16 protein-coding genes are annotated in these 22,907 nt (G+C 61.7%); 8 read left to right on the plus strand and 8 right to left on the minus strand.

Translation table 11 applies throughout. The annotated features are described in order from the left end of the window. The first annotated feature begins 145 nt into the window (after window positions 1-145). The 3 genes from LD28_RS0106170 (at window position 146) to ligA (ending at window position 6,848) form a co-directional block, all read left to right on the plus strand. A complete protein-coding gene (locus LD28_RS0106170; RefSeq protein ID WP_033136124.1) occupies window positions 146-3,520 on the plus strand; it encodes an AAA family ATPase in 3,375 nt (1,124 codons plus the stop codon). A 15-nt stretch (window positions 3,521-3,535) separates the two neighbouring features. After that, window positions 3,536-4,735, plus strand: a complete 1,200-nt coding sequence (zipA, locus tag LD28_RS0106175) for a cell division protein ZipA (RefSeq protein WP_033136125.1) — start codon at window positions 3,536-3,538, stop codon at window positions 4,733-4,735. A gap of 100 nt (window positions 4,736-4,835) precedes the next feature. Continuing rightward, complete coding sequence (ligA, locus tag LD28_RS0106180) at window positions 4,836-6,848, plus strand: NAD-dependent DNA ligase LigA (protein WP_033136126.1); 2,013 nt, start codon at window positions 4,836-4,838, stop codon at window positions 6,846-6,848. Between the two features lie 186 nt (window positions 6,849-7,034). On the opposite strand, the gene ygjK is transcribed toward ligA, so the two are convergent. From ygjK to LD28_RS0106200, 4 genes are all read right to left on the minus strand, one after another. Continuing rightward, window positions 7,035-9,512: an alpha-glucosidase gene (gene ygjK / locus LD28_RS0106185; RefSeq protein ID WP_033136127.1), complete on the minus strand. Its 2,478-nt coding sequence runs from the start codon at window positions 9,510-9,512 to the stop codon at window positions 7,035-7,037. Window positions 9,513-9,708: 196 nt separating this feature from the next. Continuing rightward, a complete protein-coding gene (locus LD28_RS0106190; RefSeq protein WP_033136128.1) occupies window positions 9,709-10,509 on the minus strand; it encodes a helix-turn-helix transcriptional regulator in 801 nt (266 codons plus the stop codon). An 11-nt stretch (window positions 10,510-10,520) separates the two neighbouring features. Next, the gene (locus LD28_RS0106195) at window positions 10,521-11,057 is read right to left on the minus strand and encodes a YbhB/YbcL family Raf kinase inhibitor-like protein (RefSeq protein ID WP_033136129.1); all 537 of its coding nucleotides are present in this window, start codon (window positions 11,055-11,057) and stop codon (window positions 10,521-10,523) included. Window positions 11,058-11,253: 196 nt separating this feature from the next. Beyond that, entirely contained in the window at window positions 11,254-12,510 is a 1,257-nt protein-coding gene (locus LD28_RS0106200) for an adenylosuccinate synthetase (protein ID WP_033136130.1), read from the minus strand. 170 nt (window positions 12,511-12,680) lie between these two features. Here LD28_RS0106200 and LD28_RS0106205 point away from each other — a divergent pair, with 170 nt between their 5' ends. Continuing rightward, complete coding sequence (locus LD28_RS0106205) at window positions 12,681-13,595, plus strand: LysR family transcriptional regulator (protein ID WP_033136131.1); 915 nt, start codon at window positions 12,681-12,683, stop codon at window positions 13,593-13,595. Between the two features lie 124 nt (window positions 13,596-13,719). On the opposite strand, the gene LD28_RS0106210 is transcribed toward LD28_RS0106205, so the two are convergent. Then, window positions 13,720-15,147 carry a TAXI family TRAP transporter solute-binding subunit gene (locus LD28_RS0106210; RefSeq protein WP_033136132.1) on the minus strand — a complete coding sequence of 476 codons (1,428 nt, stop codon included), beginning with the start codon at window positions 15,145-15,147 and terminating at the stop codon, window positions 13,720-13,722. 81 nt (window positions 15,148-15,228) lie between these two features. Continuing rightward, window positions 15,229-16,374, minus strand: a complete 1,146-nt coding sequence (locus tag LD28_RS0106215) for a MalY/PatB family protein (RefSeq protein WP_033136133.1) — start codon at window positions 16,372-16,374, stop codon at window positions 15,229-15,231. A 182-nt stretch (window positions 16,375-16,556) separates the two neighbouring features. Here LD28_RS0106215 and LD28_RS0106220 point away from each other — a divergent pair, with 182 nt between their 5' ends. Beyond that, window positions 16,557-17,729: an MFS transporter gene (locus tag LD28_RS0106220; protein ID WP_033136134.1), complete on the plus strand. Its 1,173-nt coding sequence runs from the start codon at window positions 16,557-16,559 to the stop codon at window positions 17,727-17,729. A 16-nt stretch (window positions 17,730-17,745) separates the two neighbouring features. Here LD28_RS0106220 and LD28_RS0106225 read toward each other — a convergent pair whose 3' ends face one another. Both LD28_RS0106225 and LD28_RS0106230 read right to left on the minus strand, forming a co-directional pair. Then, window positions 17,746-18,660 (minus strand): LysR family transcriptional regulator, encoded by a 915-nt coding sequence (locus LD28_RS0106225; RefSeq protein WP_033136135.1) that lies wholly within the window; start codon window positions 18,658-18,660, stop codon window positions 17,746-17,748. 154 nt (window positions 18,661-18,814) lie between these two features. Next, entirely contained in the window at window positions 18,815-19,570 is a 756-nt protein-coding gene (locus LD28_RS0106230; RefSeq protein ID WP_033136136.1) for a YciK family oxidoreductase, read from the minus strand. Window positions 19,571-19,792: 222 nt separating this feature from the next. Between LD28_RS0106230 and sohB the strand changes: the two genes are divergently transcribed. From sohB to LD28_RS0106245, 3 genes are all read left to right on the plus strand, one after another. Beyond that, the gene (sohB, locus tag LD28_RS0106235; protein ID WP_033136137.1) at window positions 19,793-20,800 is read left to right on the plus strand and encodes a protease SohB; all 1,008 of its coding nucleotides are present in this window, start codon (window positions 19,793-19,795) and stop codon (window positions 20,798-20,800) included. Window positions 20,801-21,003: 203 nt separating this feature from the next. Further along, the gene (locus LD28_RS0106240) at window positions 21,004-22,224 is read left to right on the plus strand and encodes an MFS transporter (RefSeq protein WP_033136138.1); all 1,221 of its coding nucleotides are present in this window, start codon (window positions 21,004-21,006) and stop codon (window positions 22,222-22,224) included. 229 nt (window positions 22,225-22,453) lie between these two features. Further along, window positions 22,454-22,907 (plus strand): MFS transporter (locus tag LD28_RS0106245; RefSeq protein WP_033136139.1); only part of this gene is annotated, 454 nt, incomplete at its 3' end.

Consider the following 22,907-nt stretch of genomic DNA (forward strand, 5'->3'; position numbering starts at 1 on the left):
CCGACTATTCCTTATTTCTTGCCGATGTGGCTGAAAACCGGGCATTGATGGGGATGATGCCTGCATATTACAAACAAAGCCGGGTCTGGATTTGGTAAAATCGCCTGCCCGCCTCCTCTTTATTTAGCCACTGATACAGGTCGCCATGCGTCTGAAACTGATCAAACTCGCCGGCTTCAAGTCGTTCGTCGAGCCGACCCGCATCGAACTGTCGGCAGACATGACTGCCGTGGTGGGCCCCAACGGCTGTGGCAAATCCAACGTCATCGACGCGGTGCGTTGGGTGCTGGGGGAGAGCTCCGCCCGCCATCTGCGCGGCGAGAACATGACTGATGTCATCTTCAACGGCTCCATCAACCGCAGTGCGCACGGGCGCGCCTCGGTCGAGCTGGTGTTCGACAATCCCCATAACCGGGTGCCCGGCGAGTTCGGCCGCTTTACCGAGATCTCGGTACGCCGCGAAGTGCTGCGCGACGGCTCCAACCACTATCAAATCAACGGCCAGAAGTGCCGCCGCAAGGATGTGACCGACCTCTTCCTCGGCACCGGCCTTGGCCCCCGCAGCTACGCCATCATCGAGCAGGGCACTGTCAGCCGACTGGTGGAGTCGCGCCCCGCTGATCTCAAGCTCTTTATGGAAGAGGCTGCCGGGGTTTCCCGCTATAAGGAACGGCGCCGCGAGACCGAGCAGCGTATTCGCCACACCCAGGAGAATCTGGAGCGCCTCGGCGATATTCGCGGCGAGCTGGGCTCGCGCCTCGACCACCTCAAAGCCCAGGCCGAGACCGCCGAGCGCTACAAACAGCTCAAGAGTCGTTCGCGCGCAGCCCGCGCCGAGCTGATTGGCTCCGAGTTGTGGGCGCTGGAGACGCGCCTTGGCGAGGCCAAAACCGAGCTGGCGCAGGCCGAGCAGGCGCTGGCGGCGCTCGATGCCAAGCGCACCGCCGATGAGGGGCGCCACGTCACCCTGTCGGTCGCCAGACAAGAGGCGCAAGCCGAACAGGCGAGCCGTCAGCAACAGATTTTTCTCGGCGGGCAAGCCATCGCCCGTCTCGAACAACAGCAGCTGCACCAGAGTGAACTGGGGCGCGACTGGCAGGCCCGTGCTCAGGCGCTGGGCGAGCGGATCGCCACCCGCAAGGCGCAGCTTGCCAGCCAGCAGGATCAACTGACCGAAGGGGTATTGCGCGCCGAGCAGGAGAGCGCCCGACTGGAGCAGTGTGAGCAGTTGCTCACCGAGCAGCAGGAGGCCCGCCAGCAGGCCAGCGAGGGGCTGGAGCAGGCCCGCCTGCGCCAGCAGCAGTGGCAACAGCAGTTGGCCGGGTTGCAGGGCCAGCTCAACCAGACCCGCACCCGGCTGGGTGGCCTGCAGGAGCTGCAAGCCAAGACCCGGCTGGCCCGCCTCAAACTGGAAGATGAACGCGCTGGCCCCCTCGGCACAGAGGCTGAGGGTCTGCAACCGGCCCTCGATGCCTTGAGTGGCGAGCTGGAGCTGACGCGGGCTGCCACCGGCGAGCTGACCGAGCAGCTGGCGCAGGCAGTCGATGCCCATGAACAACTCAAGCAGCAGCATGGCCAGCAGTTGAGCCTGCAACGGGAGTTGGAGGCGCGGCTGGCGACCCTGGATCAGATCCTCGGGGAGCAGATGGAGGGGGCGACCCTGGCCGATCGGCTGCACGTTGCCCCCGCATGGGCACCGGCGCTCGACAAGGTGCTGGGTCGCTGGCTCACCGCAACCCCGGCGGATGAGTGCAATCTGGCGCAAGAGGGACTCTGGATTGGCCCGGCGCAACCGGCGGTTGCCGGTACGCTGGCGGCGCAACTGGGCGGTGAGCACATTCCCGCCTTCCTCAATGCCATCTGGCTGGTGGAGAGCCGGGAGGCCGCATTGGTCCGCCAGCCGAGCCTTGCGGCCGGTGAGTCGGTACTGACTCCTGCTGGTGACTGGCTGGGGCCAAACTGGGCAGATCTGGGGCAGGGCGCGGCGCTCGGCACCATGGCGCTGCTCGGGGAGCGCGAGCGGCTGCACATCGAGCAGGAGAGGGTTGCCGCGGGGCTGGCACAGCTGATTGAGCAACTTGTCGCAGCCGATGCCCGGCGTGCCCAGCTTGCCAGCGCGCAGGAGTTGTCGCAGCGAACCTTGCGCGAGCAAGAGCAGAAATGGCAACAACTGCGCGAAGCCTGGAGCCTGCAACAGGGTCAGCGGCAGGAGCGGTTGCAGCGGCTCGGCCAGCTCGGCGAAGAGCTGATCCGGCTCGATCAGGAGCAGGCCGAAGAGGCAGAGCGACTGGCCAGCGCCCGTGAACAACTGGAACTTGATGAGGCGCGCCTTGCCGAGTTGCAGGAGCAGGGGGAGCCGCTGACGCAAGGGTTGCAGGCTGCTCAGGAGCAGGTAACCCGGTGCGAGCGGGCGGTCGACGAGGCCCGTGTGCGCCGCGAGCAGCAACAAGTGGCCTGCCAGCGTTTGCAACTGGAGCTGGGCAATCTGCGCCAACTCATTACTTTGGGTGAAGAGGAGCTGGCGAGGCTCGGGCTGGAGCTGGCCGGGCTGAAAGGGCCGGATAGCGAAGCGGTGCCGGATCTGGCGCCACTGCTGGCCGAGCAGCGCAATCTGGAGGCGCAGCAACTCGCCTGCCATCAACGGCTTGCGGAGCTGGAGCGCCAGCTGAGTGAGCTGGAGCAGGCCAGAAGCGCCGATCACAAGCAGCTGGTGACGTTGCAGGAGAAGCTGGCGACCCTGCGCCTTGAGCGCGAACGCAACCTCACCCGCCGACAGGGGCTGCATGAGCAGTTTGAAGAGCTGGGGGTTCGGCTGGTGGATCTCGATCAGGCGGTGCTGATCGCCGCAGATCGGAGCAAACTGCGGCAGGAGATCCAGACCCTGGAGGCGCAAGTGGAGGCGCTCGGCGCCATCAACCTGGCGGCGCTGGCGGAATACGAAGAGGCGAAAACTCGGGCAACCTACCTCGAAAATCAGTGCCAGGATCTCGAGCAAGCGCTGGAAACCTTGAGCCAAGCCATTAAAAGAATTGATAAAGAGACACAAATACGGTTCCGGGATACTTTCGATAAGGTCAACGAAGATTTAAAATCCCTGTTTCCGAAAGTGTTCGGTGGGGGCAGTGCCTGGCTTGAGCTTACCTCCGATGATCTTTTGGAGGCCGGAGTGAGCATCATGGCGAGACCTCCGGGTAAGAAGAATGCTACCATTGCCCTGCTTTCCGGGGGGGAGAAGGCGTTAACCGCGCTTGCGCTGGTTTTTGCCATCTTCAGACTCAATCCAGCACCTTTTTGTCTGCTGGATGAGGTGGATGCACCGCTCGATGAAGTGAACGTCGGTCGCTTCTGTTCTCTTGTCAAAGAGATGTCGAGCACAGTACAGTTCGTTTACATCAGTCATAATAAGGTCTCCATGGAGATGGCTGAGCAGCTGGTTGGCGTCACGATGCAAGAGCCCGGGGTTTCTCGCATTGTGTCGGTCGATATCGGTGAAGCCGTCGCTTTGGCTGAGCAAAACTAGAAAGAGAAGCAGCTAATGCAGGAATTGCGTTACATCTTGGTTGCCCTGGGCGGTATTGCTATTGCGGCATTGCTCATTCACGGGTTGTGGAGCAACAAAAAGAATCGTCAGGCACCGATCAAAGAGAAACCGATTGGACGGATGGACTCCAAGTCGCGGGATCGTGATAACGACGCCTTCGACAGCGATGGCATCGGCCAGGTACGCGTGGTCACTGGTGGCCGTCGCGCCGAGCCCAAGCTGCGTAACGAAGAGAGCCGCCAGCCGGAACTCGCTCGTCGCCCTGCCGTCCCCGCCTTTGATGATGAAGATGACGAGGACGATCTGCCGCCGCCCGTAGTGCGCAAGCCTGCTGCCCGCCCGGTTCCGCCGCCTCCTCCTGTCTATGAAGAAGAGGAAGCGTTCGACGAACCGTTGCCCGAGGAGATTGACGAGGCGCCCGCCGCGCCGGTGCGCAAGCCTGCTCAGGTAAATCGTCGTACCCCGGTCTACCGTTCCCGTCCCCAGCGTGAGCCCATGATGCAGTCACTGGACGATGAGCCGCTGGTCGAGCCCGCCTATGCGACTGCCCCGACCTTTGGTGCCCCTGTCGAGACTGTACGTACCGAGGCTGTACGTACCGAGAGTGCCCGCAGCGAAAGCGTGCGTGTCGAGCCGGTGCGCGCTGCCGAGCCGGTATACCAGCCGCAGCCCCGTCATGTGGCCCCCGAGCCTGTTTACGAAGAGCCGGTCTATGTTGCCCCTGCTCCCGTAGTGGAAGAGCCGCGCATGGCGCCCAAACCGGTCGAGAAGATCTGGCAGGATGTCTATGTCATCAACCTGATGGGCCGTCCTGGTCACGAGCTGCAAGGGGCTACCCTGATCGCTTCCCTGATGGCGCTGGGCTTCAAGTTTGGCGAGATGGATATTTTCCACCGTCACGAAGATCCCAGCGGCAAGGGTGAAGTGCTCTTCTCCATGATCAACATGGTCAAGCCGGGCACCTTCAACCCGTACCGGATGGAGCAGTTCTCTACCCCGGGTGTCTCCCTGTTCATGCAGCTGCCACTGCGCGGCAACGCCGCATTTGCCTTTGAGGACATGCTGCAGGCTGCCGATCAGCTGGCCAGTGATCTGGATGCCATGTTGACTGACATGGATCGCAGCCCGCTGAGCGACGAGACCATTGCCCGTTACCGTCACGAACTGGCTGCCTACGAGGCCAGTCGCGACTAATACGCCATGCGGGTCGAATGAATAAAAAGTGCGGTACCCTGGTACCGCATTTTTGTTTCTACCCCTGGCCGGATGTTCAATCACACTTCGAGACTTTTTCATGAGCGAAACCCTCTCCCGCCACCGTCAATTGTGTGAACTGCTTACCGAATATGGTCATCAGTACTATGTGCTGGATAACCCCACAGTGCCGGATGCCGAATACGATCGCCTGATGCGCGAACTGATTGCGCTGGAAGCCGACCACCCCGAGCTGAAAACCCCGGCGTCCCCCAGCGTGCGGGTCGGCGGCCAGCCGTTGACGGCGTTCAGTCAGGTGCGCCACGAGATCCCCATGCTCAGTCTGGATAACGTCTTTAGCAGTGAAGAGCTGCAGGCGTTCGAGCAGCGGATGAGCGATCGCCTCAAGCGTGAGGTGCGTTTCACCTTCTGCTGCGAGCCCAAGCTCGACGGTCTGGCGGTGAGCCTGCTCTATGTGGATGGTCAGCTGGTGCAGGCGGCCACCCGGGGCGATGGCGCCACCGGTGAGGAGATCACCGAAAACGTACGTACCATCAAGGCCATTCCGCTTGCGCTGCGTGGCGATGGCTGGCCTGCCCGGCTGGAGGTGCGTGGCGAAGTCTTTATGCCCAAGGCCGGTTTTGAGGCGATGAACGCCAAGGCGTTGGCTGCGGGCGAGAAGGTATTCGTCAACCCGCGCAATGCCGCCGCTGGCAGCCTGCGTCAGCTCGATTCACGTATCACCGCCAGCCGTCCCCTAAGCTTTTACGCCTATGGCGTGGGGGTGGGGGGCGAGCTGTTGGGTGATTCACACTTCGGTCGTCTCAACCAGCTCAAAGCGTGGGGCTTGCCGCTCAGTCCCGAGGTGAAACTCAAAGAGGGGGCCGCCGGTTGTCAGGCGTTCCACGACGATATTCTGGCCCGTCGTGGCGAGCTTCCTTACGAGATCGACGGTGTGGTCTACAAGGTCGATGCCATCGCTCTGCAAGAGGAGCTGGGCTTTGTGGCCCGCGCGCCGCGTTGGGCCACCGCCCACAAGTTCCCGGCTCAGGAGGAGATGACAGAGCTTGAGAACGTCGAGTTTCAGGTCGGTCGGACCGGCGCCGTTACCCCGGTGGCCAAGCTCAAACCGGTGTTTGTCGGCGGCGTCACCGTCTCCAACGCCACCTTGCACAATGCTGACGAGATTGAGCGCCTTGGCGTGATGATCGGCGATACGGTGATCGTGCGTCGGGCGGGGGATGTGATCCCGCAGATCGTCGCCGTGGTGGAGGCGCAGCGACCAAGCGATGCCCGCGCGATCCTCTTCCCGACCGAGTGTCCGGTTTGTGGCTCGGCGGTCGAGCGGCTGGAAGGGGAGGCGGTTACCCGCTGCTCCGGCGGCCTGTTCTGCGAGGCGCAGCGCAAGGAGGCGATCAAGCACTTTGCCGCCCGTCGCGCCATGGACGTGGACGGCCTTGGCGACAAGATTGTCGAGCAGCTGGTGGACAAGGGGTTGGTGAAGACCCCCGCCGATCTGTTCAGCCTCAATGCTATCCAGCTGGCAGGTCTTGAGCGGATGGGGCAAAAATCCGCCCTCAATCTGGTAGCGGCCATCGATGCGGCCCGCAGCACCACCCTGCCGCGCTTCCTGTTTGCACTGGGGATCCGCGAAGTAGGGGAGGCGACTGCGCTCAATCTTGCCAACCACTTCCTCACCTTGGATGCCCTGCGCGCCGCCTCGGTGGAGCAACTGCTGACGGTGGCCGATGTGGGCGAGGTGGTGGCCAAGCATGTCTACTACTTCTTGCGTCAGCCGCACAACGTGGAGGTGCTGGAGGCCCTGCTGGCCGCCGGTATCCACTGGCCGGCCATCGAGAAGAAAGAGGCCGCGGAGCAACCCTTTGCCGGCAAAACCTTCGTGCTGACCGGCACCCTGACCACCTTGTCGCGCAACGACGCCAAGGCGGCGCTGCAGGCGCTGGGTGCCAAGGTGGCGGGCTCTGTCTCGGCCAAAACCGATGTGCTGGTGGCGGGGGAAGCGGCGGGTTCCAAGCTGACCAAGGCGCAGGAGCTCGGTATCACCATCTGGACCGAAGAGGAGTTGCAGCAGGCGCTGCAAGGCCAGAGCTGAGTTCGTCTCTCTGATAAAAAACAACCCGGCATTCGTGCCGGGTTGTTTTTTATTCCCCCGCTATCACCATTTTTGCGGGAGTGCAGCAAGCGCTTGAGCAATATTTCCCGAGCGCTCAGTTTGCTCAATCTCTACAAGGCCACCTGATGCATCAAGCCGAAGGGTGTGTGCATCCTCCCTCTAGGCTTATTCCTGTGGCTTGAGGAAGTTGCGATAGAGCATGTAGAGGTGGGCAGAGCTCCAGCTGAAGTTGCTGGCCCCCTGCATGGCACCGGTCTCCGGGTTGTAGTTTTCGCGGATGGGGCCGCTGCCCGCCAGCCCTTCGGCGTTGTTGAACAGCTTGTTGACCAGTGCCTCGGCATCGCTGCGGTAGCCGTAGTTTTCCAGCCCCTTCACCCCGAAGTAGAACTGATCGAGCCAGACCCGACCGCGCCAGTAGATATTGGGGTCGTAGGCCGGGTTGGTCAGCGCCGCGGTGCCCAGCGGGATCTTGGTGTTGAACTCTTGGGCGTTGAGCATCACTTCGCGTACCCGCGCCGCTTTCTCCTTGTCGGCAACTTCAGCCCAGAGCGGGCTCCACCCTTCCGGGCCTCGGCCGCGGGCGGTCAGCAACTTGCCGATGCAACCGTTGCTGTCAGCGACATCCCCCTGTCCAATCTGGCGATCGTAATAGAAGCCTGACGCCTCATCGAACATACAGCTGTTGATGTAGCCAGCCAGTTGGGTCGCGCCATCGCGGTAGCGGCTTGCCTCATCCGGTTTGCCAAGCAGGTCGGCCATATCGGCCAGAATGCGCTTCTCCTTGGCGAGGAAGGCGTTCAGCTCCACCGACTCCTGATCGATGGAGAAACCGATCAAATCGCCATTGTCCTGATGGTTTTCAAAGAAGGCGACGTTCCAGTCCTGACGCGCCTTGGCCAGATCTCCGCCATAGGTCTTGTCGGCATAGCGTTGCAGCTGGCCCGGTTCGATAAAGCCGAAGCGGGCGGCGTTGTCCATGCCGGACTCCCAGCCAGCGCCGTGCTGGGCGCCAATATCCATGTCGCTGTAACCGCCCAGGTTCAACACTTGTTGATAGAGCGGCATGCCGCTACAGGCAAACCAGTTTTTAGCCTCGGCAGTACAGGCGTTGGTGAGGGCTGGCGGGGTGCTGTTGGCGTACTGCACCTTGAAGGTGATATTGCCGTACTCGTCGTTGTGCTCCACATGCTTGGTGGCGCCATATTCGATGATGCCGTTGCGGTTGTTGTCCCGGGCGCGGTACCACCAGTCGTGATAGGCCTGCAGCTTGGGATACATCTCGGCGATAAAGGCCTTGTCCTTGGTGGCGCTGTAGATTTCCCAGATGGCCCAGGCGGAGAGGGGCGGTTTGGTATCCCGCTCGTTCCAGTTGCCACCATCGCCACCGCGATCCGATTGCTTGTTGTAGAAGACGGCGTCGATCACCATGCCTGCATCCTGCGGACGAACCGGATCATCCGGTTGCACCTGATAGTCATACATGGCGCGCACGTTGTTCTTGGCCACCTCCGGGTTGAAGTGGGCCATGGCGTAGGCGTGCTTCCAGCTGTCCCAGGCCCAGACGCCGTCGAACCAGCGGGCGGTATTGGAGGGGGTCACCCCATCGTGGAGGATGGCGCCAGCCGGGGATCGCCAGTTGCCGTTGAGAGTCTCCATCGCCTTGACGGCGATGCGACGCTCCGACTCGGGGATCCCCTGATTGGAGAGACCGTTGGCAAGGTAGCCCTCCCAGCGGCGGATTGAGTCGGCAAAATAGTTGGCCGGGTTGGCCAGCAGCGCTTGACGGCTCTGCTGGTAGCGGCTGGCGTCATCTGCGGAGTGGAGGTAGCTCTGCAGGGTATAGATATCCTCGCTCCCCTTGGCGGCCAGGGTAATGCTGGCCTCGCTTTGGTAGCCCAGCGTCTTCTGGTCGAGGGTGGTGCGGCTTGGCAGGGTGCGGTCGATGCGATAGCGGGCGCTGCCGCTCTGCATGATGTTCCAGGTGCTGCGCAGTTTGCCGAACTGGAACTCGATCCCCTGTTCGTGCTGACTGATGGTACGGGTCCAGTCAGGATACTGCTCGGCGATGGTGTGCTCGGCATCCCACTGGTTGAGCAACTCGCCCTGCCAGTTGAGGTTAAGGGAGAGCTGCGCATCGGTCTGGTTGATGAGTCGGGTGCGGATAAGCGCCGTGCGGGCATCGCCATAACGCAGCTCCAGCTCCAGCGTAAAGGGCTCGAACTCGAAGCGTTGCACCAGTGCGCCCGGAATCGCGTACACCTCCTGCTTGCAGGCGCTGGTGAGCGGGAACTGGCGGCCGCTCGCATCGCTCAGGGTGAGCTTGTCGAGCTCACGGGCAAAGAAGAGGCTGTACTCCTCCGCGATCACCATGGGGCCGGTGAAGCCACCCCACTCACTGTCCTTGGCGGGCAGCAGGAAGCCGTGCCAGGCCCCCAGATCGAGCAGCGGGTTGTATTTGAGGTTGGAGTAGCTGTCAAAGTCGCGGAATTGGGTCGGCGTTCCCCGGCGGTCGATCACGTCCCGATATTGGGTTGCCTGCTCCGGCTTGGCGACGGTGCTCTCTTCCGTCTGGTTGTCGTTGCAGGCAGTCAGTCCAAACAGGGCGGTGCTGAGGGCTACCGAGAGTAAAGTTTTACGAAACATTTCTCGCTCCAATTCCATTTTTGTAGGTTAAAAAGAAGACTTTTTACGCTTATTTTTAGTGAAAAGGTTTTCAGTAGCCATTGTATGGCAAGGGGAAAGGGATCTCTGGCGCGAGATCACACTCTGAAGAGGTGGCAATGTGAGCGGGATCACCGGGTTACATCAGGTTACATAAGATTATTATTTAGTAATGTTTTTACTTGATATTGCTCGCCAGTTTGGTGGGGCAGGTGTGCAGATATTGGTGGGGCGTCAGGCCGAACTCCTGTTTGAAGCGGGCGGCAAAACGGCTGGGGGAGTCATAACCGCAGGCGAGAGCGACCTCCAGCGGGGTGAGGCCCTGTTGCAACAGGTTGAGGGCGTGACTCATGCGCACCTGAGCCAGCAACTGGCGAAAGCTGCGACCTTCGGCGGACAGCTTGCGCACCATGGAGGCGCGACTCATGGAGAAGTGGGGGGCCACCGCCTCCAGGGTGTGGTCGATGCCGGGTTCTACCGCCAGGTAGCGTGCCAGCCGCTCTGCGAGGGTCATGGTGCTGGCGGGAAAGAGCAACCCGAGGGCGTTGGCGGTCCGCAGCTCGGCATAGAAGCCGCGCAGCAGTTCGGCTTGGGTCGCTTCACTCAGCCCCCGCTCGGCCATGGTGCTGATGAGCTCGAAGCAGAAGGTAAGCCCGGAGGTGACCTTGACTGCAGGTTCGTCCAGATCGGTGTGGGAAGGGGCTGACTCTGCCAGCCATTCTGGCGGCGGCGGGGTGAGCAGTGTGATGGCGTGGGAGCGAAATTTTCCCTGCTCCGGCTGATTGACGAAGGTGAGCTGGTGGCCTGCCGGGATCAGCAGCCAGCGCTCCCTGTCAAACGACAGACGCCGCTCGCGCCACCACAGTTGCTTGCTCCCCTGGGTGACCCAGATGAGGGTCGGGGCATAGATGAGCACCCGATGCAGGGGCTGCTGGCGGATCCCGAGATAGTGGCTCTGTTGCAGCAGGGGCGTGCTCATCCGGTTGGCTCCTAGGGGGTGACGAAGGTGGCGGTCAGGGTGGCCTTGCCGAGCGCCATGCTGTTGAGCATGTAGCCTACCATAGCGGGCGGGGTATCGGCCTTCACCTCGAGATTATGGGGCAGGGCCCAGGCGGTGAACTGATAACGGTGCATGCCGTGGCCCGCGGGCGGGCAGGGGCCGCCGTAACCCTGACTGCCAAAGTCGGTGCGGATCTCCAATCCCTGCTTGAGCTTGCCGGAGGCATTGCTGGCCAGCTCGCTCTGGGTGGCAGGCAGGTTCACCACTAGCCAGTGCCACCAACCGCTGCCGGTAGGGGCATCGGGGTCATAGGCAGTAATGGCGACGCTTTTGGTGCCGGCTGGCAGATCCTGCCAGCTCAGCTGGGGCGAGCGGTTGTCGCCACTGCAGCCAAAGCCGTTGAAGCTGAACTGTTTATCCATCAGCTGGCCTTCGTGAATATCCGTGCTCTTCAGGGTCATGGCAAAGGCGGGCAGGGCCGTCAGGCAGAGCAGTGGCAGCAGGGCACTCTGTTTGAGCAATTTCATCGGGTGACTCCTCGTGTGGTAACGGGATCACTTTAGCGAGGGCGGGGCAGAATATTGTTGCAGAACGGCTCAATACTACGCCGTTTGGTGAGTTACTTGAGCCTTTGGGTGATTATTATGGTGAGAGGGTAAATGTCAGCCATAAAAAAACCGGCATCTGGATGCCGGTTTTTTGTTTGACGATGAGAGGTGCGGCTTAGCGCAGGATCATCTCGTCACGGCCCGGGCCGACGGAAACCATCGGAACCGGTACGCCGAGCAGCGCTTCGATACGCAGCACGTACTGCTGGGCAGCGCGCGGCAGCTCTTCAAAGGTGCGGCAACCGGTGATGTCTTCGCTCCAGCTTTCCATCTGCTCGTAAACCGGCTTCAGGGCAGCGGTTTGCGGCCAAATCGGGTTCTCGGTGTGGGCACCTTCGTAAGCGACGCAGATCTTCAGATCCGGCAGACCGGTCAGGCAGTCCAGCTTGGTCAGGGCCACTTCGGTAGCGGCTTGCAGCTCGACACCGTTCTTGGTGGCGACAGCGTCGAAGTAACCGACATCCCGGGGACGGCCGGTGGTGGCACCGAACTCGTTGGTGATCTTGCGGAACTCGTCCTGGTTCTCCATGGCGGTCAGCAGGGTGCCGGTACCGACAGAGGAGCTGAATGCCTTGGCCACGGCGATGACGCGCTCCGGACGCAGTGCCGGCAGACCGCCACCGATACCGGCGTAGGCGCCAGATACGTGGGATGAGGTGACCCAGGGGTATTCGCCATAGATGAGATCTCGGCCCGCGCCCAGCTGTGCTTCGAACAGCAGGGTCTTGCCTTCCGCCTGCAGCGCTTTGAGCGGCATGCTGACGTTGCAGACGGCGTCGATCCAGGGTGCAGAGACTTCCAGCAGCCAGTCGGCCATCTCCTGGGCAGTCTGGGTGAATTCGAAGGAGGGGTAGATAGCCTTCATCTGCGGCAGTTTCCAGTCCAGCATGAACTGGATGCGCTCGACCAGCACTTCCGGCTGTTTCAGCCAGCCGACCAGGATCGCTTTCTTCATCACGCGATCGCCGTAGGCAGGGGCGATGCCCTGACGGGTGGAGCCATAGGCGCCGTCACCCAGACGTTGCTCTTCCAGGGTATCTTCCAGTGCGTGCAGCGGCAGGCAGAGGGTCGCGCGGTCAGAGATGGCCAGCTTCGGAGTCACGCCGGAGGCTTTGACTTCGTCGAGCTCGACGGTCAGTTTCTCGGGGCTGATCACCATGCCCGGGCCGAGGACAACCAGGCAATCCGGGTTGAACACGCCACTTGGAACCTGGTGCAGCTTGAAGGTGCCAAGGTCGTTGACCACGGTGTGGCCAGCGTTGTTGCCGCCCTGGAAGCGAATGCTGGCGCCAGCTTGACCTGCCAGATAATCAACGATGCGGCCTTTGCCTTCATCACCCCAGTTAGCACCTACGACTACGATAGACGACATGACTCTTTCTCCTAAGACGTTAGGCGTCCATCCTAGGAGCCTGATGCGGATTAGAAAAATTAATTATATTTATAATTCCGATAAGAAAACCATATAATCAGGGCCGATTAAGCGGCAAGCCGCCCGATTTTGCCGGGCAAGCCCCGCACATCACGGGTTGAGGGACTCTTATGCTGGATATTCACTGGCTGCAAACCTTTGTCACCCTGGCCAGATTGCAACATTTTGGTCAGACCGCCACCGAGCTGCACATGACCCAGCCCAATGTCAGCCTCCATATCAAGCGGCTGGAGCAGGCGACCCGGGTGCGGCTGATCGAGCGCAGCCCGTTTCGTCTGACGCAGGCGGGGGAGCGGCTGTTGCAAAGCGCCGAGCGCACCATCGCCGAGTTGCAGCTCTGCCAATCCGACCTCAATGCTCTCAACCAGCTCAGCCAAGGGACGCTGGCCATCGCCGCCAGCGACATCATCTCCCGCCTGTTGCTGATCCAGCCGTTCCAGCGCTTCAAGCGGGAGTTCCCCGGCATCGATCTCACTCTGTCTAATACCACCTCGGATCAGGCGGCAGAGCTGGTCAAGGCGGGCAAGGCGGATCTGGGTTTTGTCATGGCACAAAAGCGCAGCGAGCCACTCTTCTATACCGAGCTGCAACAGGTGACCTGGTGCGCGCTGGGTCACGGCCTCGCCCGCTGGCAGGCGCGGGCGGTAGCGGGAGAGAGCGACCCCCTCGACGAGCCAACCCTGATCCTGCTCGGTCACGATACCCGTACCCGGGCGCTGATCGATCCGTCCTTGCCGCTGCTGGCCTTGCCCCCCTGCCGCATCATGGAGGTGGGTAGTGTCGATGCTCAGCTGGATTGGGCCGAGGCGGGCTTCGGTGTCGCCATCGTGCCGGACTTCGCCCTGCATCCGCGCCTCAACCTCACCGCGTCGGTGACCAGCCTGAGCGACTTTCCCGGTACCAGTCTGGGCTATGTGGTGCGCCAGAATCAGGTGTTATCAAGGGCCATCAAGCAGTTGCTGCACTGGGTGGAGGAGGAGATCCAGAAGCCCAATCCCTATCTGACGAGGGGAATGGAGCCGTAGCGGGGTGGCAAGGTGAGCAGGCCAATCAGGGTGACTGCGCCGCCATCAATTGCGTCACTATCGAACGCGCGTAAACAATCAGGGCAGCCGAGGCTGCCCTGATGCGTTTGTTGGGGCTGACCACTCAGGGCTGTAGCGGCGTGGCTGCGCTGGCTGCAAGGGAGGGAGGCGTGTCGGTTTTATCCTGTGGCGGGGTTTCATCAGCAACCGCGCTGCTGGCAGGCGGAGTTTCCTGCTCTTGCGGCGCAGTGGCGGCAGAGGCGCTCTGTGGTAACTGAGTCGAAACGGCTGCCGATGTCGATGGTGCTGGCGTCGTTGACGTTGCGGCAGAGGGGGCCTCGCTCTCAACCTCGCTGGTTGGCGCAGTCAGCTCGGGGGTGACCTCGAGCGCCTCTTCGGGCAAGGGAGTGGCCTCTGTGGCGTCTGTCGCCACGGCTGCACTGTTGGTGGCGATCCCGTCGGAGGGTACCTCAAGGGGCGTTGTCGTCCCGTCGGCGGCACTCACCTGCTCTGCCGTTGGCGCCGCATCTGAGGTCGATGATTCAGCTGCTAACTGCTCCGGCGTTAACTGTTCCGCTGTTAACTGCTCGGGGGTCAGTGGCAAGGGGGCTGGCGGCTGATCCGACATCCCCGCATGGAGGGGCAGTTCGGTTTGTGCCTGCAACTGTTCGGGAGTTACCTTGCTCAGGGCAGGATGCAACCGACTGAACTGCTTGACCCGGGCCAGCAGGGTATCGCGTACGGTACGAACGATGGGATCCGGCAGACTGGCCAGTGCCACCAGTTCGGCACTCATCCCGATATTGTTGATGGAGGTGGTCTGCCCCGGATAGAGGTTGGCCGCGATGCGGCTGCGCTGGTAGTAGGGATGTTGCTTGAGCAGCTTGTCGATCTGCTCCCCTTCGATGGGGATCAGGCGCACCTTGCAGCGGCTGACCAGATCGCCGACTGCCTGACTGGGGTGACCGGCTACCACAAAAGCGGCATCCAGCGAGCCATCGCAGAGCCCTTCCAGCGGTTCGCTGTTCGATGTGATCTGATAGGCAGCAAACCGCCCGGGTTGCCATCCCATGGCCGCCATCAGGGCCTGGCTGGTGATCTGCTCACCGGCTCCATTGTTGCCCGGATAGACCCGTTTCCCCTCGATATCTGCCAGGGTGGTGATGCCGCTATCGGGGGCGGCCAGCAGGGTCAGCGACTCCTGATAGAGGCGAAACAGGCTGCGTAGCTCACTGTTGGCCCCCTGCCCGCTGAAGGGGCCGGTACCGTGCAGGGCGTGGTGCAATACATCGGACTGCACCAGCGCCAGCTGTACTTCACCCTTGTTCAGCGCCTTGAGGTTGGCCATCGAGCCACGGGTGCTCTGCACGGTGCAGCTGTCCCCATGCAGGGCATGGCCGGCATTGAGCACCCGGCAGATGGCGCCACCGGTCGGGTAGTAGACGCCGTTGAGCGGGCCCGTTCCGATGGTCAGCGCCTGACTGCTGAGGGGGATCAGTGCGGGCAGTGCACAGAGGGGAGGCAGGAGGTGACGCAAGATCCGTAGAGACATAAGTGACCGTTGACTGAGTTGATCGCTGGCTGATGACACAGGGTAAAAGGGATGGGGCTTGCCCATCCCGTTACTGGCTGATTAGGGCTTGCTGTGGCCGAGAATTGCCCGCTCCATCCGCGCCAGTGCGTCGGTCAGCCGTGCCCTGGTGCAGCCGAAGTTGAGCCGCACGAACTGGCCGTTGCCAAACTGGGCGCCGGGGGAGAGACCGACCCCGGCCTGCTCGAAGAAGGCGATGGGGTCGGCAAGGTCAAGGGCGCTCACATCGATCCAGGCCAGATACGTCGCTTGATGGCTGGCCAGCTTGACGCCAGGCCAGCGGGCTACCGCCTGCTGGATCAGGGCCAGATTGGCCGCCAGATAGTCGAGCTGTTCGGTCAGCCACTGTTCGCCACCTTCATAGGCTGCTTCGGCAGCCACGAATCCCAGCAGATTGACATCGGCACTGATGCCGCGCATCGCCTGTTGCAGCCTAAAGCGCAGACGGGGGTTGGGGATGATAGCGAATGAGCAGCAGAGACCGGCGATATTGAAGGTCTTGCTCGGGGCCATCATCACCGCGCAGCGTTCGGCCGCTTGTGCACTGATGGCGCCGTAGGGAATGTGGTGGGCGTTTTTATCCAGCAGCAGATCGCAGTGGATTTCATCGGAGCAGATCACCAGATTGTGGCGCGCGGCAATGGCATCGATGGCCAGCAGTTCGTCACGGGTGAAGATGGTGCCGCCCGGGTTGTGAGGGTTGCAGAGCAGCAGCAGATCCGCCGAGGGGGCCTGACGCTCCAGCTCGGCCAGATCCAGCACCCAGCGACCCGCCTCTTCCACCATGGGGACGGTGAGCAGGGGGCGGTCATTGAAGCCCGGCGCCTGCAGAAAGGGGTAGTAAACCGGCTTGGGGGTGATGATGCCGCGGCCTTGCTGACTCCACGCCTTGCAGGCAAGGTTGAGCCCCGGCACCACGCCGGGCAGGAACACCAGCCACTCCGGCTGAATGGCCCAGCCATAGCGGGTAGCCATCCGTTCGATAATGAGTTCGATCAGGCGGGGCGAGGGGCGTGAATAGCCGAAAATGCCGTGGGCGACCCGTTGGGTGAGTGCTTCAATCACGGAGGGGGGGGAGACAAAATCGGTATCGGCAACCCACATGGGCAGCACGTCCTGACCTTTGTACTTGTCCCATTTCAGGCTCATGGTACCACTGCGGTCTACTTCCTGATCAAAATCAAACATGCGAACTCCTTGTGCTGGCAGTATGGGTGTTCACTCTACGGGGTCGCGGCCTCCCTCGCAAGGCGCACACCTGCTTATGCCGTCCTTGAGCCAGCTCTTGATAATGACATAAGATAAGCGCCGAAATTTCATACGGCTGCCGCCCGTTAGTCCGTATCTTCCTTCCAATCAGTGGTAACCCTATGAGCTTGTCGATAGCGGCGGTCAAACGCCCGGACCCCGTATCTCTTTCGTTTCTGGCCGTGACCTTTATGACCGGCGTTGCGGTGGCGTTGCAGGTGCCTACCTTAAGCCTGTTTCTGGCCGAGGAGGTGCAGGTGCGCCCCGTTCTGGTGGGCTTCTTCTACACCATTAATGCTGTGGTAGGCATTCTGGTCAGCCAGTGGCTGGGCCATCGCTCCGATAACAAGGGGGATCGCAAACGACTGATCCTGCGCTGCTGTTTTGCCGGGGTGGCGCTCTCTTTGCTGTTTGCCTGGAACCGCAACTACTGGCTGTTGGCGAGTCTGGGGGTCATGCTGGCAGCGCTGGCGGCCACTGCCAGCCCTCAGCTGTTTGCGCTGGCGCGAGAGTATTCCGATAGCCGCAACCGGCGGGCGGACATGTTCAGCTCGGTGATGCGGGCCCAATTTTCGCTGGCCTGGGTCATAGGCCCACCCATCGCCTTCGCGCTGGCCATCGGCTATGGCTTTGAACTGATGTACCTGGCCTCGGCACTGGCTTACCTGCTCTGCGCTCTGGTGGTGTGGCGCTGGCTGCCCTCCCTGCCGCTGCCCAAGATGGATGAGGAGGCCCCGCGGGTCAGCAGCTGGCGGGATCCGGCGGTGCGGGCGCTCTTTATCGCCTCCACCCTGATGTGGACCTGCAACAGCATGTACCTCATCAATATGCCGCTCTACATCACTCGCGAGCTGGGGATGGATGAGAAGCTCGCCGGTATCCTGATGGGCACGGCGGCGGCGCTGGAGATCCCCTTCATGCTGCTGGCGGGTTACTACACGGCCCGCTTTGGCAAGCGCCCCATGATGCTGTTGGCGGTGCTGGCTGGCGCGGCCTTTTACACCGGTCTGGTGACTCTCACCGATCAATACGCCCTGATCGCCTTGCAGCTGTTCAACGCCATCTTCATCGGCATCGTGGCGGGGATCGGCATGTCTTACTTTCAGGATTTGATGCCGGGGCGGGCCGGGGTGGCGACCACCCTGTTTGCCAACAGCATCCGCACCGGCTCCATCATGGCGGGGGCCATCGCCGGTGTGGTGGCGGAGGTGTGGAGTTTCCACGGGGTCTTTATGGTGGCGCTGGGATTGGCACTGGTGGCACTGGCCGCCAGCTTGCGGGTACCCAACGTCTGACGAGGTAATTTGGCTGTTATTTGCTGTGCTGGGGCTGGGCGTGCGGGATCGGTGATGATTCGCTCTGATACTCCTTGCGCAGGCAGCGCAGCAGCAGCTCGGTCGCGGGGCCGAGGGCCTCGGGGGAGAGGGTCAGCAGATAGGTATAGAGGTGGCGCTCGTTGCCGCTCTCCAGATCCAGCTGTATGAGCGAGCCTTCTGCCAGCTCCCGCTCCACCAGATGGCGCGGCAGCCAGGCATAGCCGAGGCCAAGGCGCAGCATGGCGATCACTTCATGGTAGTGGGTGGCCTTCCAGCCGGTGTCATCTGCATCGTTCCAGTCCACCGAGCGGTGAATGGGAGGATGGAGGCTGATCTGGTTGTAGCCGGTCAGCATATCACTGCGGATCGCCCCCTCCTCCTGTGCCAGTGGATGGCTGGCGGCGCAGAGGGGCAGCAGGCACACCTCGTCCAGCAACAGGCCGGTGCGATCGCCGGGCAGGTGCTCGGAGAGCATCAGATCCCCCGGTTGCAGGGCGTTGAAGTGGCAGTGAATGCGTTCGTGCAGATTGACCCGGCAACCCCGGCTGCGGGGATAGAAGCAGGCGAGCGCCCGATAGAGGCGATCTCTTGGCTGCAATGCGGATACATAGAGGTTGATCTGCGGCTCCCACTGCCGCTCCAGGTTGTTGGCCAGATTCTCCAGCTCTTCCACCTGCTGGCTCAACTGACGGGCCCGCTTGAGGAAGATCTCTCCCGCCGGGGTCAGCACCGCCTTGCGACCGCGCACCTCCAGCAAGGGCACACCCAGACTCTGCTGCAACTTCGCAACCGCATGATTGAGGGAGGACTGGCTCTTGTTCAGTGCCTCGGCCGCTTGGGCGTAGCCGCCGCAGTCGACCACCGCCTGAAAGATCCGCCATTGCTCAAACGTGCTCTTGGGACGAAACATAGTTCAACCTGATTGGAGATAGGATGGTCAGGGGTTCGAACAGAGAGCTTTTGCTCCCTATTCAATTTAACCCCTGCCGCACAACACTCTGGGTATTTTATTGATTTATTTGGGCTGAGCCACGCAACTTGTTTATTTGGGCTGCGCCACCTGTTTATTTTGGTTGAGCCACAAAGGTCTGGCCGGTTTTGCCACGGCTGTCCGGCCCCATCAGGTAGAGGTAGAGCGGCATCAGGTCGGCCGGGGTCTTGAGGTTCATGGGATCTTCCGCCGGGAAGGCGCTGGCGCGCATCTTGGTGCGGGTACCGCCCGGGTTGAGGGTATTGACCCGCACGCCGGTGTTCTCCAGCTCGTCGGCCAGCACTTCCATCATCCCCTCGATGGCAAATTTGGAGATGGCATAGGTGCCCCAGTAGGCACGCCCCTTGCGCCCCACGCTGGAGGAGGTGTAGACGATGGAGGCATCGCCATGTGCCTTGGCGGTCTGGCGCAGCAGCGGCAACAGCGCCTGGGTCAGCAGGAATTCCGATTTGACGTTGACCTGCATCACCTCGTCCCACTCTTTCTCCTGAATGTGTTCAAACGGAGATAGGGTGCCAAGCAGACCGGCGTTGAACAGCACGCCGTCGAGGCGGCCAAACTGCTGGGCGAAGGTGTCGGCCATGCCGCGGTAGTGGGCGGCGGTAGCCCCTTTCAGATCCACCGGCACGATGGCGGGCAGCGGATAACCGGCAGCTTCAATCTGGTCATACACGGCTTCGAGTTTGGCGCTGGTGCGGCCGAGCAGGATCACGGTGGCACCGTGGGCTGCGTAGGTGAGGGCGGCTTCGCGGCCGATCCCGTCGCCGGCACCGGTGACCAGAATGACTTTATCCTTGAGCAGATCGCGGGGTGCCTGATAATCGAGCATGACAACTCCTGTTAACAAATTCTGGCCATAAGGGTATGGCAATCGGCGCCAAGTGTACTGATCCGTGCGCCTGTTTGACCAGCGAGCGGCAAGAAAAATGTGAAGAAAATAGAGAGGTTGTGATGCTCGGGTTGGTTTTTCCGGGCTCTGGCTGCGATTTTTTGCGCGCATCCGTCAAACTCCCTAGAATGTGACGAAAACCGATCCATTCTGGAGTCCATCGTGACATTTTTGACCGAATATGGCCTGTTTCTGGCCAAAACTGTGACCTTCCTGCTGGCTATCGGCGCCATCATCCTGATGATCGTCAGCACTCGCCAGCCGAAAGCGCGCAAGGGTGAGCTGGTGGTGACCGATCTCTCGAGCGAGCTGGAGCAGGGGCAGTTTGCGCTCAAGAGCGCGCTCGCCAGCAAGGCCGAACGCAAGGTGCTGGAAAAGCAGCAGAAAGAGGAGCAGAAAAAGCGTGCCAAGGCGGGTGATGAGCGCAGCCGCTTGTTTGTGCTCGATTTCAACGGCAGCATGGATGCCAAAGAGGTGGCCTCTCTGCGCGAAGAGGTGAGCGCGGTGATCGGTGTGGCCCAGCCCGGCGACGAGGTGCTGCTGCGGCTCGAATCCGGTGGCGGCGTAGTCCATGGTTACGGCTTGGCTGCTTCCCAGTTGCAGCGGCTGCGGGATAAGGACATCACGCTGACCGTTGCTATCGACAAGGTGGCGGCGAGCGGCGGCTACATGATGGCCTGTGTGGCTGACAAGATCCTGGCTGCCCCCTTTGCCATCGTCGGCTCCATCGGGGTGATCGCCCAGCTACCGAACTTTAACAAGTTGCTGAAAAAGCACGATATCGAATTCGAGATGCACACCGCCGGTCAATACAAGCGCACCATCACCATGTTCGGCGAGAACGACGATCTGGGGCGCGAGAAGTTTCGCGAGGAGCTGGCGGCGATCCACGAGCGCTTCAAGGCCTTTGTGGCCGAACATCGCCCGCAACTCGATATCGATCAGGTCACGACCGGTGAACACTGGCTGGCGAATCAGGCCAAGGGGCTGGGGCTGGTGGATACCCTCTGCACCAGCGATGACTACCTGCTGGCGCAGGCCAGCCACCACAAGGTGGTCGGCATCAGCTATCGCAAGCCAAAAAGCCTGACCCAGAAGCTGGGGCAGCAGGGCGCGCAGGCGCTGGAGGCGGGATTAGGGCGGCTGTGGCAACAGAGCCCCTGGCGCTAAGCCCGGCCCTCTGGCGTTAGTCCGAGGGACGTTCCGTGATAAAAAAGCCAGCCGGTGCCCACCGGCTGGCTTTTTTGCATCCGGTTGCACCTTGATGGTGAGCGAGCGTTGTTTCTATTGAAGCCCTCTGTTACAACTGAATGCTTTCCCCCCGTTTATGGCAGGATCTTGTGGTAAGAGCTGCGGGGGTATGGAGCATAGCTATGTCATGGAGCACCTTCAGGCAATTTACCCCACTGGTCTGGATCGTCATTCTGGGCACCTTCATGGTGCGCACCAGCTACTACATGGTGTGGCCCTTCCTCTCCATTCTGCTCTATCGGGAGTATGACCTCTCGGCCACCCTGATCGGCCTGCTGCTGGGGGGATCGATGGCCCTCTCCACCCTGGTGAGTTTCTACGGCGGCTGGCTCTCTGATCGCTTCGGGCGGCGCAGCATACTGCTGGCCGGTTGTCTGGTGGCGATGCTCTGTTTCGGCCTGCTCGGTTTTTCGCACACTGTGTTCTGGCTCGGGGTTGGGGTGATGGGCAGTGGCCTCTCGTCGGGGCTCATCGATGCCCCCGGCAAGGCGCTGATGGCTGACAGTCTGGCTTCGGCCAAAGCGCGGGAGCTGGCACTGCACCTGCGCTATTTTCTGCTCAATCTGGGGGCGGCGCTGGGGCCGCTGCTCGGGGTGACCCTCGGGATCAACGCCCAGCAGGAGACCTTCCTGTTTCTGGTGGTGAGCTATCTGCTGCTGGCGCTGGCCTTTGGCTGGGGATTTCGCCAGGCTGGCAGCACTGGCAAGTCGGGTGCGGCTGGCCCCGGGCTGCGGGATGCCCTCAAGGTGTTGCTGGCGGATCGGGCCTTCCTGCTGCTGGTGATGGCCAACCTGTTGATGGTGCTGGTCTACTCCCAGTTTCACTCGCCGCTGGTGCAATACCTGACCCGCGCCGGTATGCCGCAGGTGGCCGAGCTGATTGCCCTGCTGGTGGCGACCAATGCCCTGACCGTGGTGCTGCTGCAATTTCCGCTGCTGCGGTTGTTGTCGCGCTGGCCGGTGCGGGTGCGGCTTCATATCGGTATGGCGTTGTTTCTCGCGGCCCAGCTGCTCTTCGCGCTGGGGGACCCGACGGTGCGCAGTCACTGGTTTGGCGCCGTGCTGCTGCTCAGCATCGGTGAGAGCATTCTGTTTCCGCTGCTCAACGTGCTGATCGACCAGATGGCCCCCGCTCATCTCAAGGGGAGCTACTTTGGTGCCAGCGCGCTGGCCGGGTTGGGAGGGGCCGCAGGCGCCCTGCTTGGCGGCTGGATCCTCGAGCAGTGGAGCGGCCAGCTGCTCTATGTGCTGATGGCGCTGCTCTGTGTGGTCACGCTCGCGCTGTATGAGTCGGGGGCCCGTTATAGCGCTCGGCACAAGGAAGGGGTTGGCAAGGCGGTGTGACAACCGTGCCACCTATGATGGAGTCCCTCACGTGCTGAATATCAGCCCGGAACGGGGGGACCCGCTGTCAACAAGGCCACTCAGACTGACCTGGTGTGTTGAGATGTTTCTGGGGAAACGCCGGGCAGCTTGTCCCGCGCGGATAGCGGTTGCCTCGATGGAGGCCTTCCGTTGCGGTTAACCCCTTTCTATCACTGATTATCTGGCCCACGCGCCACGGAGTCTTGCTATGCCATGGAATACCCTCAGGCAATTTCCCCTGCTGGTCTGGATCGTCATTCTGGGCACCTTCATGGTGCGCACCAGTTTTTTCATGGTCTGGCCCTTTCTCTCCATCCTGCTGTATCGGGAGTATGACCTCTCCGCTTCCGGCATCGGGATGCTGCTCGGTGGCGCGGCGGTGCTCTCCTGCCTCATCGGCTTCTACGTGGGGTGGCTCTCCGACAAGATTGGCCGCCGCGCCATATTGCTGCTGGGCTGCGCTGTGTCGTGGGTGGCTTATCTGCTGCTGGGATTTGGCCACTCCCTCTGGCTGATCGCGCTGGGGGTGTTTGGCTCCGGTCTCTCCTATGCCTTTATCGACATCCCGGGCAAGGCGCTGATGGGGGATCTGCTGCCCGAGAAGGAGCAGCGCGAGCTGGCGCAGCACCTGCGCTACTTCCTGCTCAACGTAGGGGCGGGGG

The sequence above is a fragment of the Aeromonas finlandensis genome (assembly GCF_000764645.1).
Classification (GTDB): domain Bacteria; phylum Pseudomonadota; class Gammaproteobacteria; order Enterobacterales; family Aeromonadaceae; genus Aeromonas; species Aeromonas finlandensis.

Coding starts and splice junctions, on each gene's coding strand:
- LD28_RS0106170 (WP_033136124.1), top strand. CDS start 146: ATGCGTCTGAAACTGATCAAACTCGCCGGCTTCAAGTCGTTCGTCGAG.
- zipA (WP_033136125.1), top strand. CDS start 3,536: ATGCAGGAATTGCGTTACATCTTGGTTGCCCTGGGCGGTATTGCTATT.
- ligA (WP_033136126.1), top strand. CDS start 4,836: ATGAGCGAAACCCTCTCCCGCCACCGTCAATTGTGTGAACTGCTTACC.
- ygjK (WP_033136127.1), bottom strand. CDS start 9,512: ATGTTTCGTAAAACTTTACTCTCGGTAGCCCTCAGCACCGCCCTGTTT.
- LD28_RS0106190 (WP_033136128.1), bottom strand. CDS start 10,509: ATGAGCACGCCCCTGCTGCAACAGAGCCACTATCTCGGGATCCGCCAG.
- LD28_RS0106195 (WP_033136129.1), bottom strand. CDS start 11,057: ATGAAATTGCTCAAACAGAGTGCCCTGCTGCCACTGCTCTGCCTGACG.
- LD28_RS0106200 (WP_033136130.1), bottom strand. CDS start 12,510: ATGTCGTCTATCGTAGTCGTAGGTGCTAACTGGGGTGATGAAGGCAAA.
- LD28_RS0106205 (WP_033136131.1), top strand. CDS start 12,681: ATGCTGGATATTCACTGGCTGCAAACCTTTGTCACCCTGGCCAGATTG.
- LD28_RS0106210 (WP_033136132.1), bottom strand. CDS start 15,147: ATGTCTCTACGGATCTTGCGTCACCTCCTGCCTCCCCTCTGTGCACTG.
- LD28_RS0106215 (WP_033136133.1), bottom strand. CDS start 16,374: ATGTTTGATTTTGATCAGGAAGTAGACCGCAGTGGTACCATGAGCCTG.
- LD28_RS0106220 (WP_033136134.1), top strand. CDS start 16,557: ATGAGCTTGTCGATAGCGGCGGTCAAACGCCCGGACCCCGTATCTCTT.
- LD28_RS0106225 (WP_033136135.1), bottom strand. CDS start 18,660: ATGTTTCGTCCCAAGAGCACGTTTGAGCAATGGCGGATCTTTCAGGCG.
- LD28_RS0106230 (WP_033136136.1), bottom strand. CDS start 19,570: ATGCTCGATTATCAGGCACCCCGCGATCTGCTCAAGGATAAAGTCATT.
- LD28_RS0106240 (WP_033136138.1), top strand. CDS start 21,004: ATGTCATGGAGCACCTTCAGGCAATTTACCCCACTGGTCTGGATCGTC.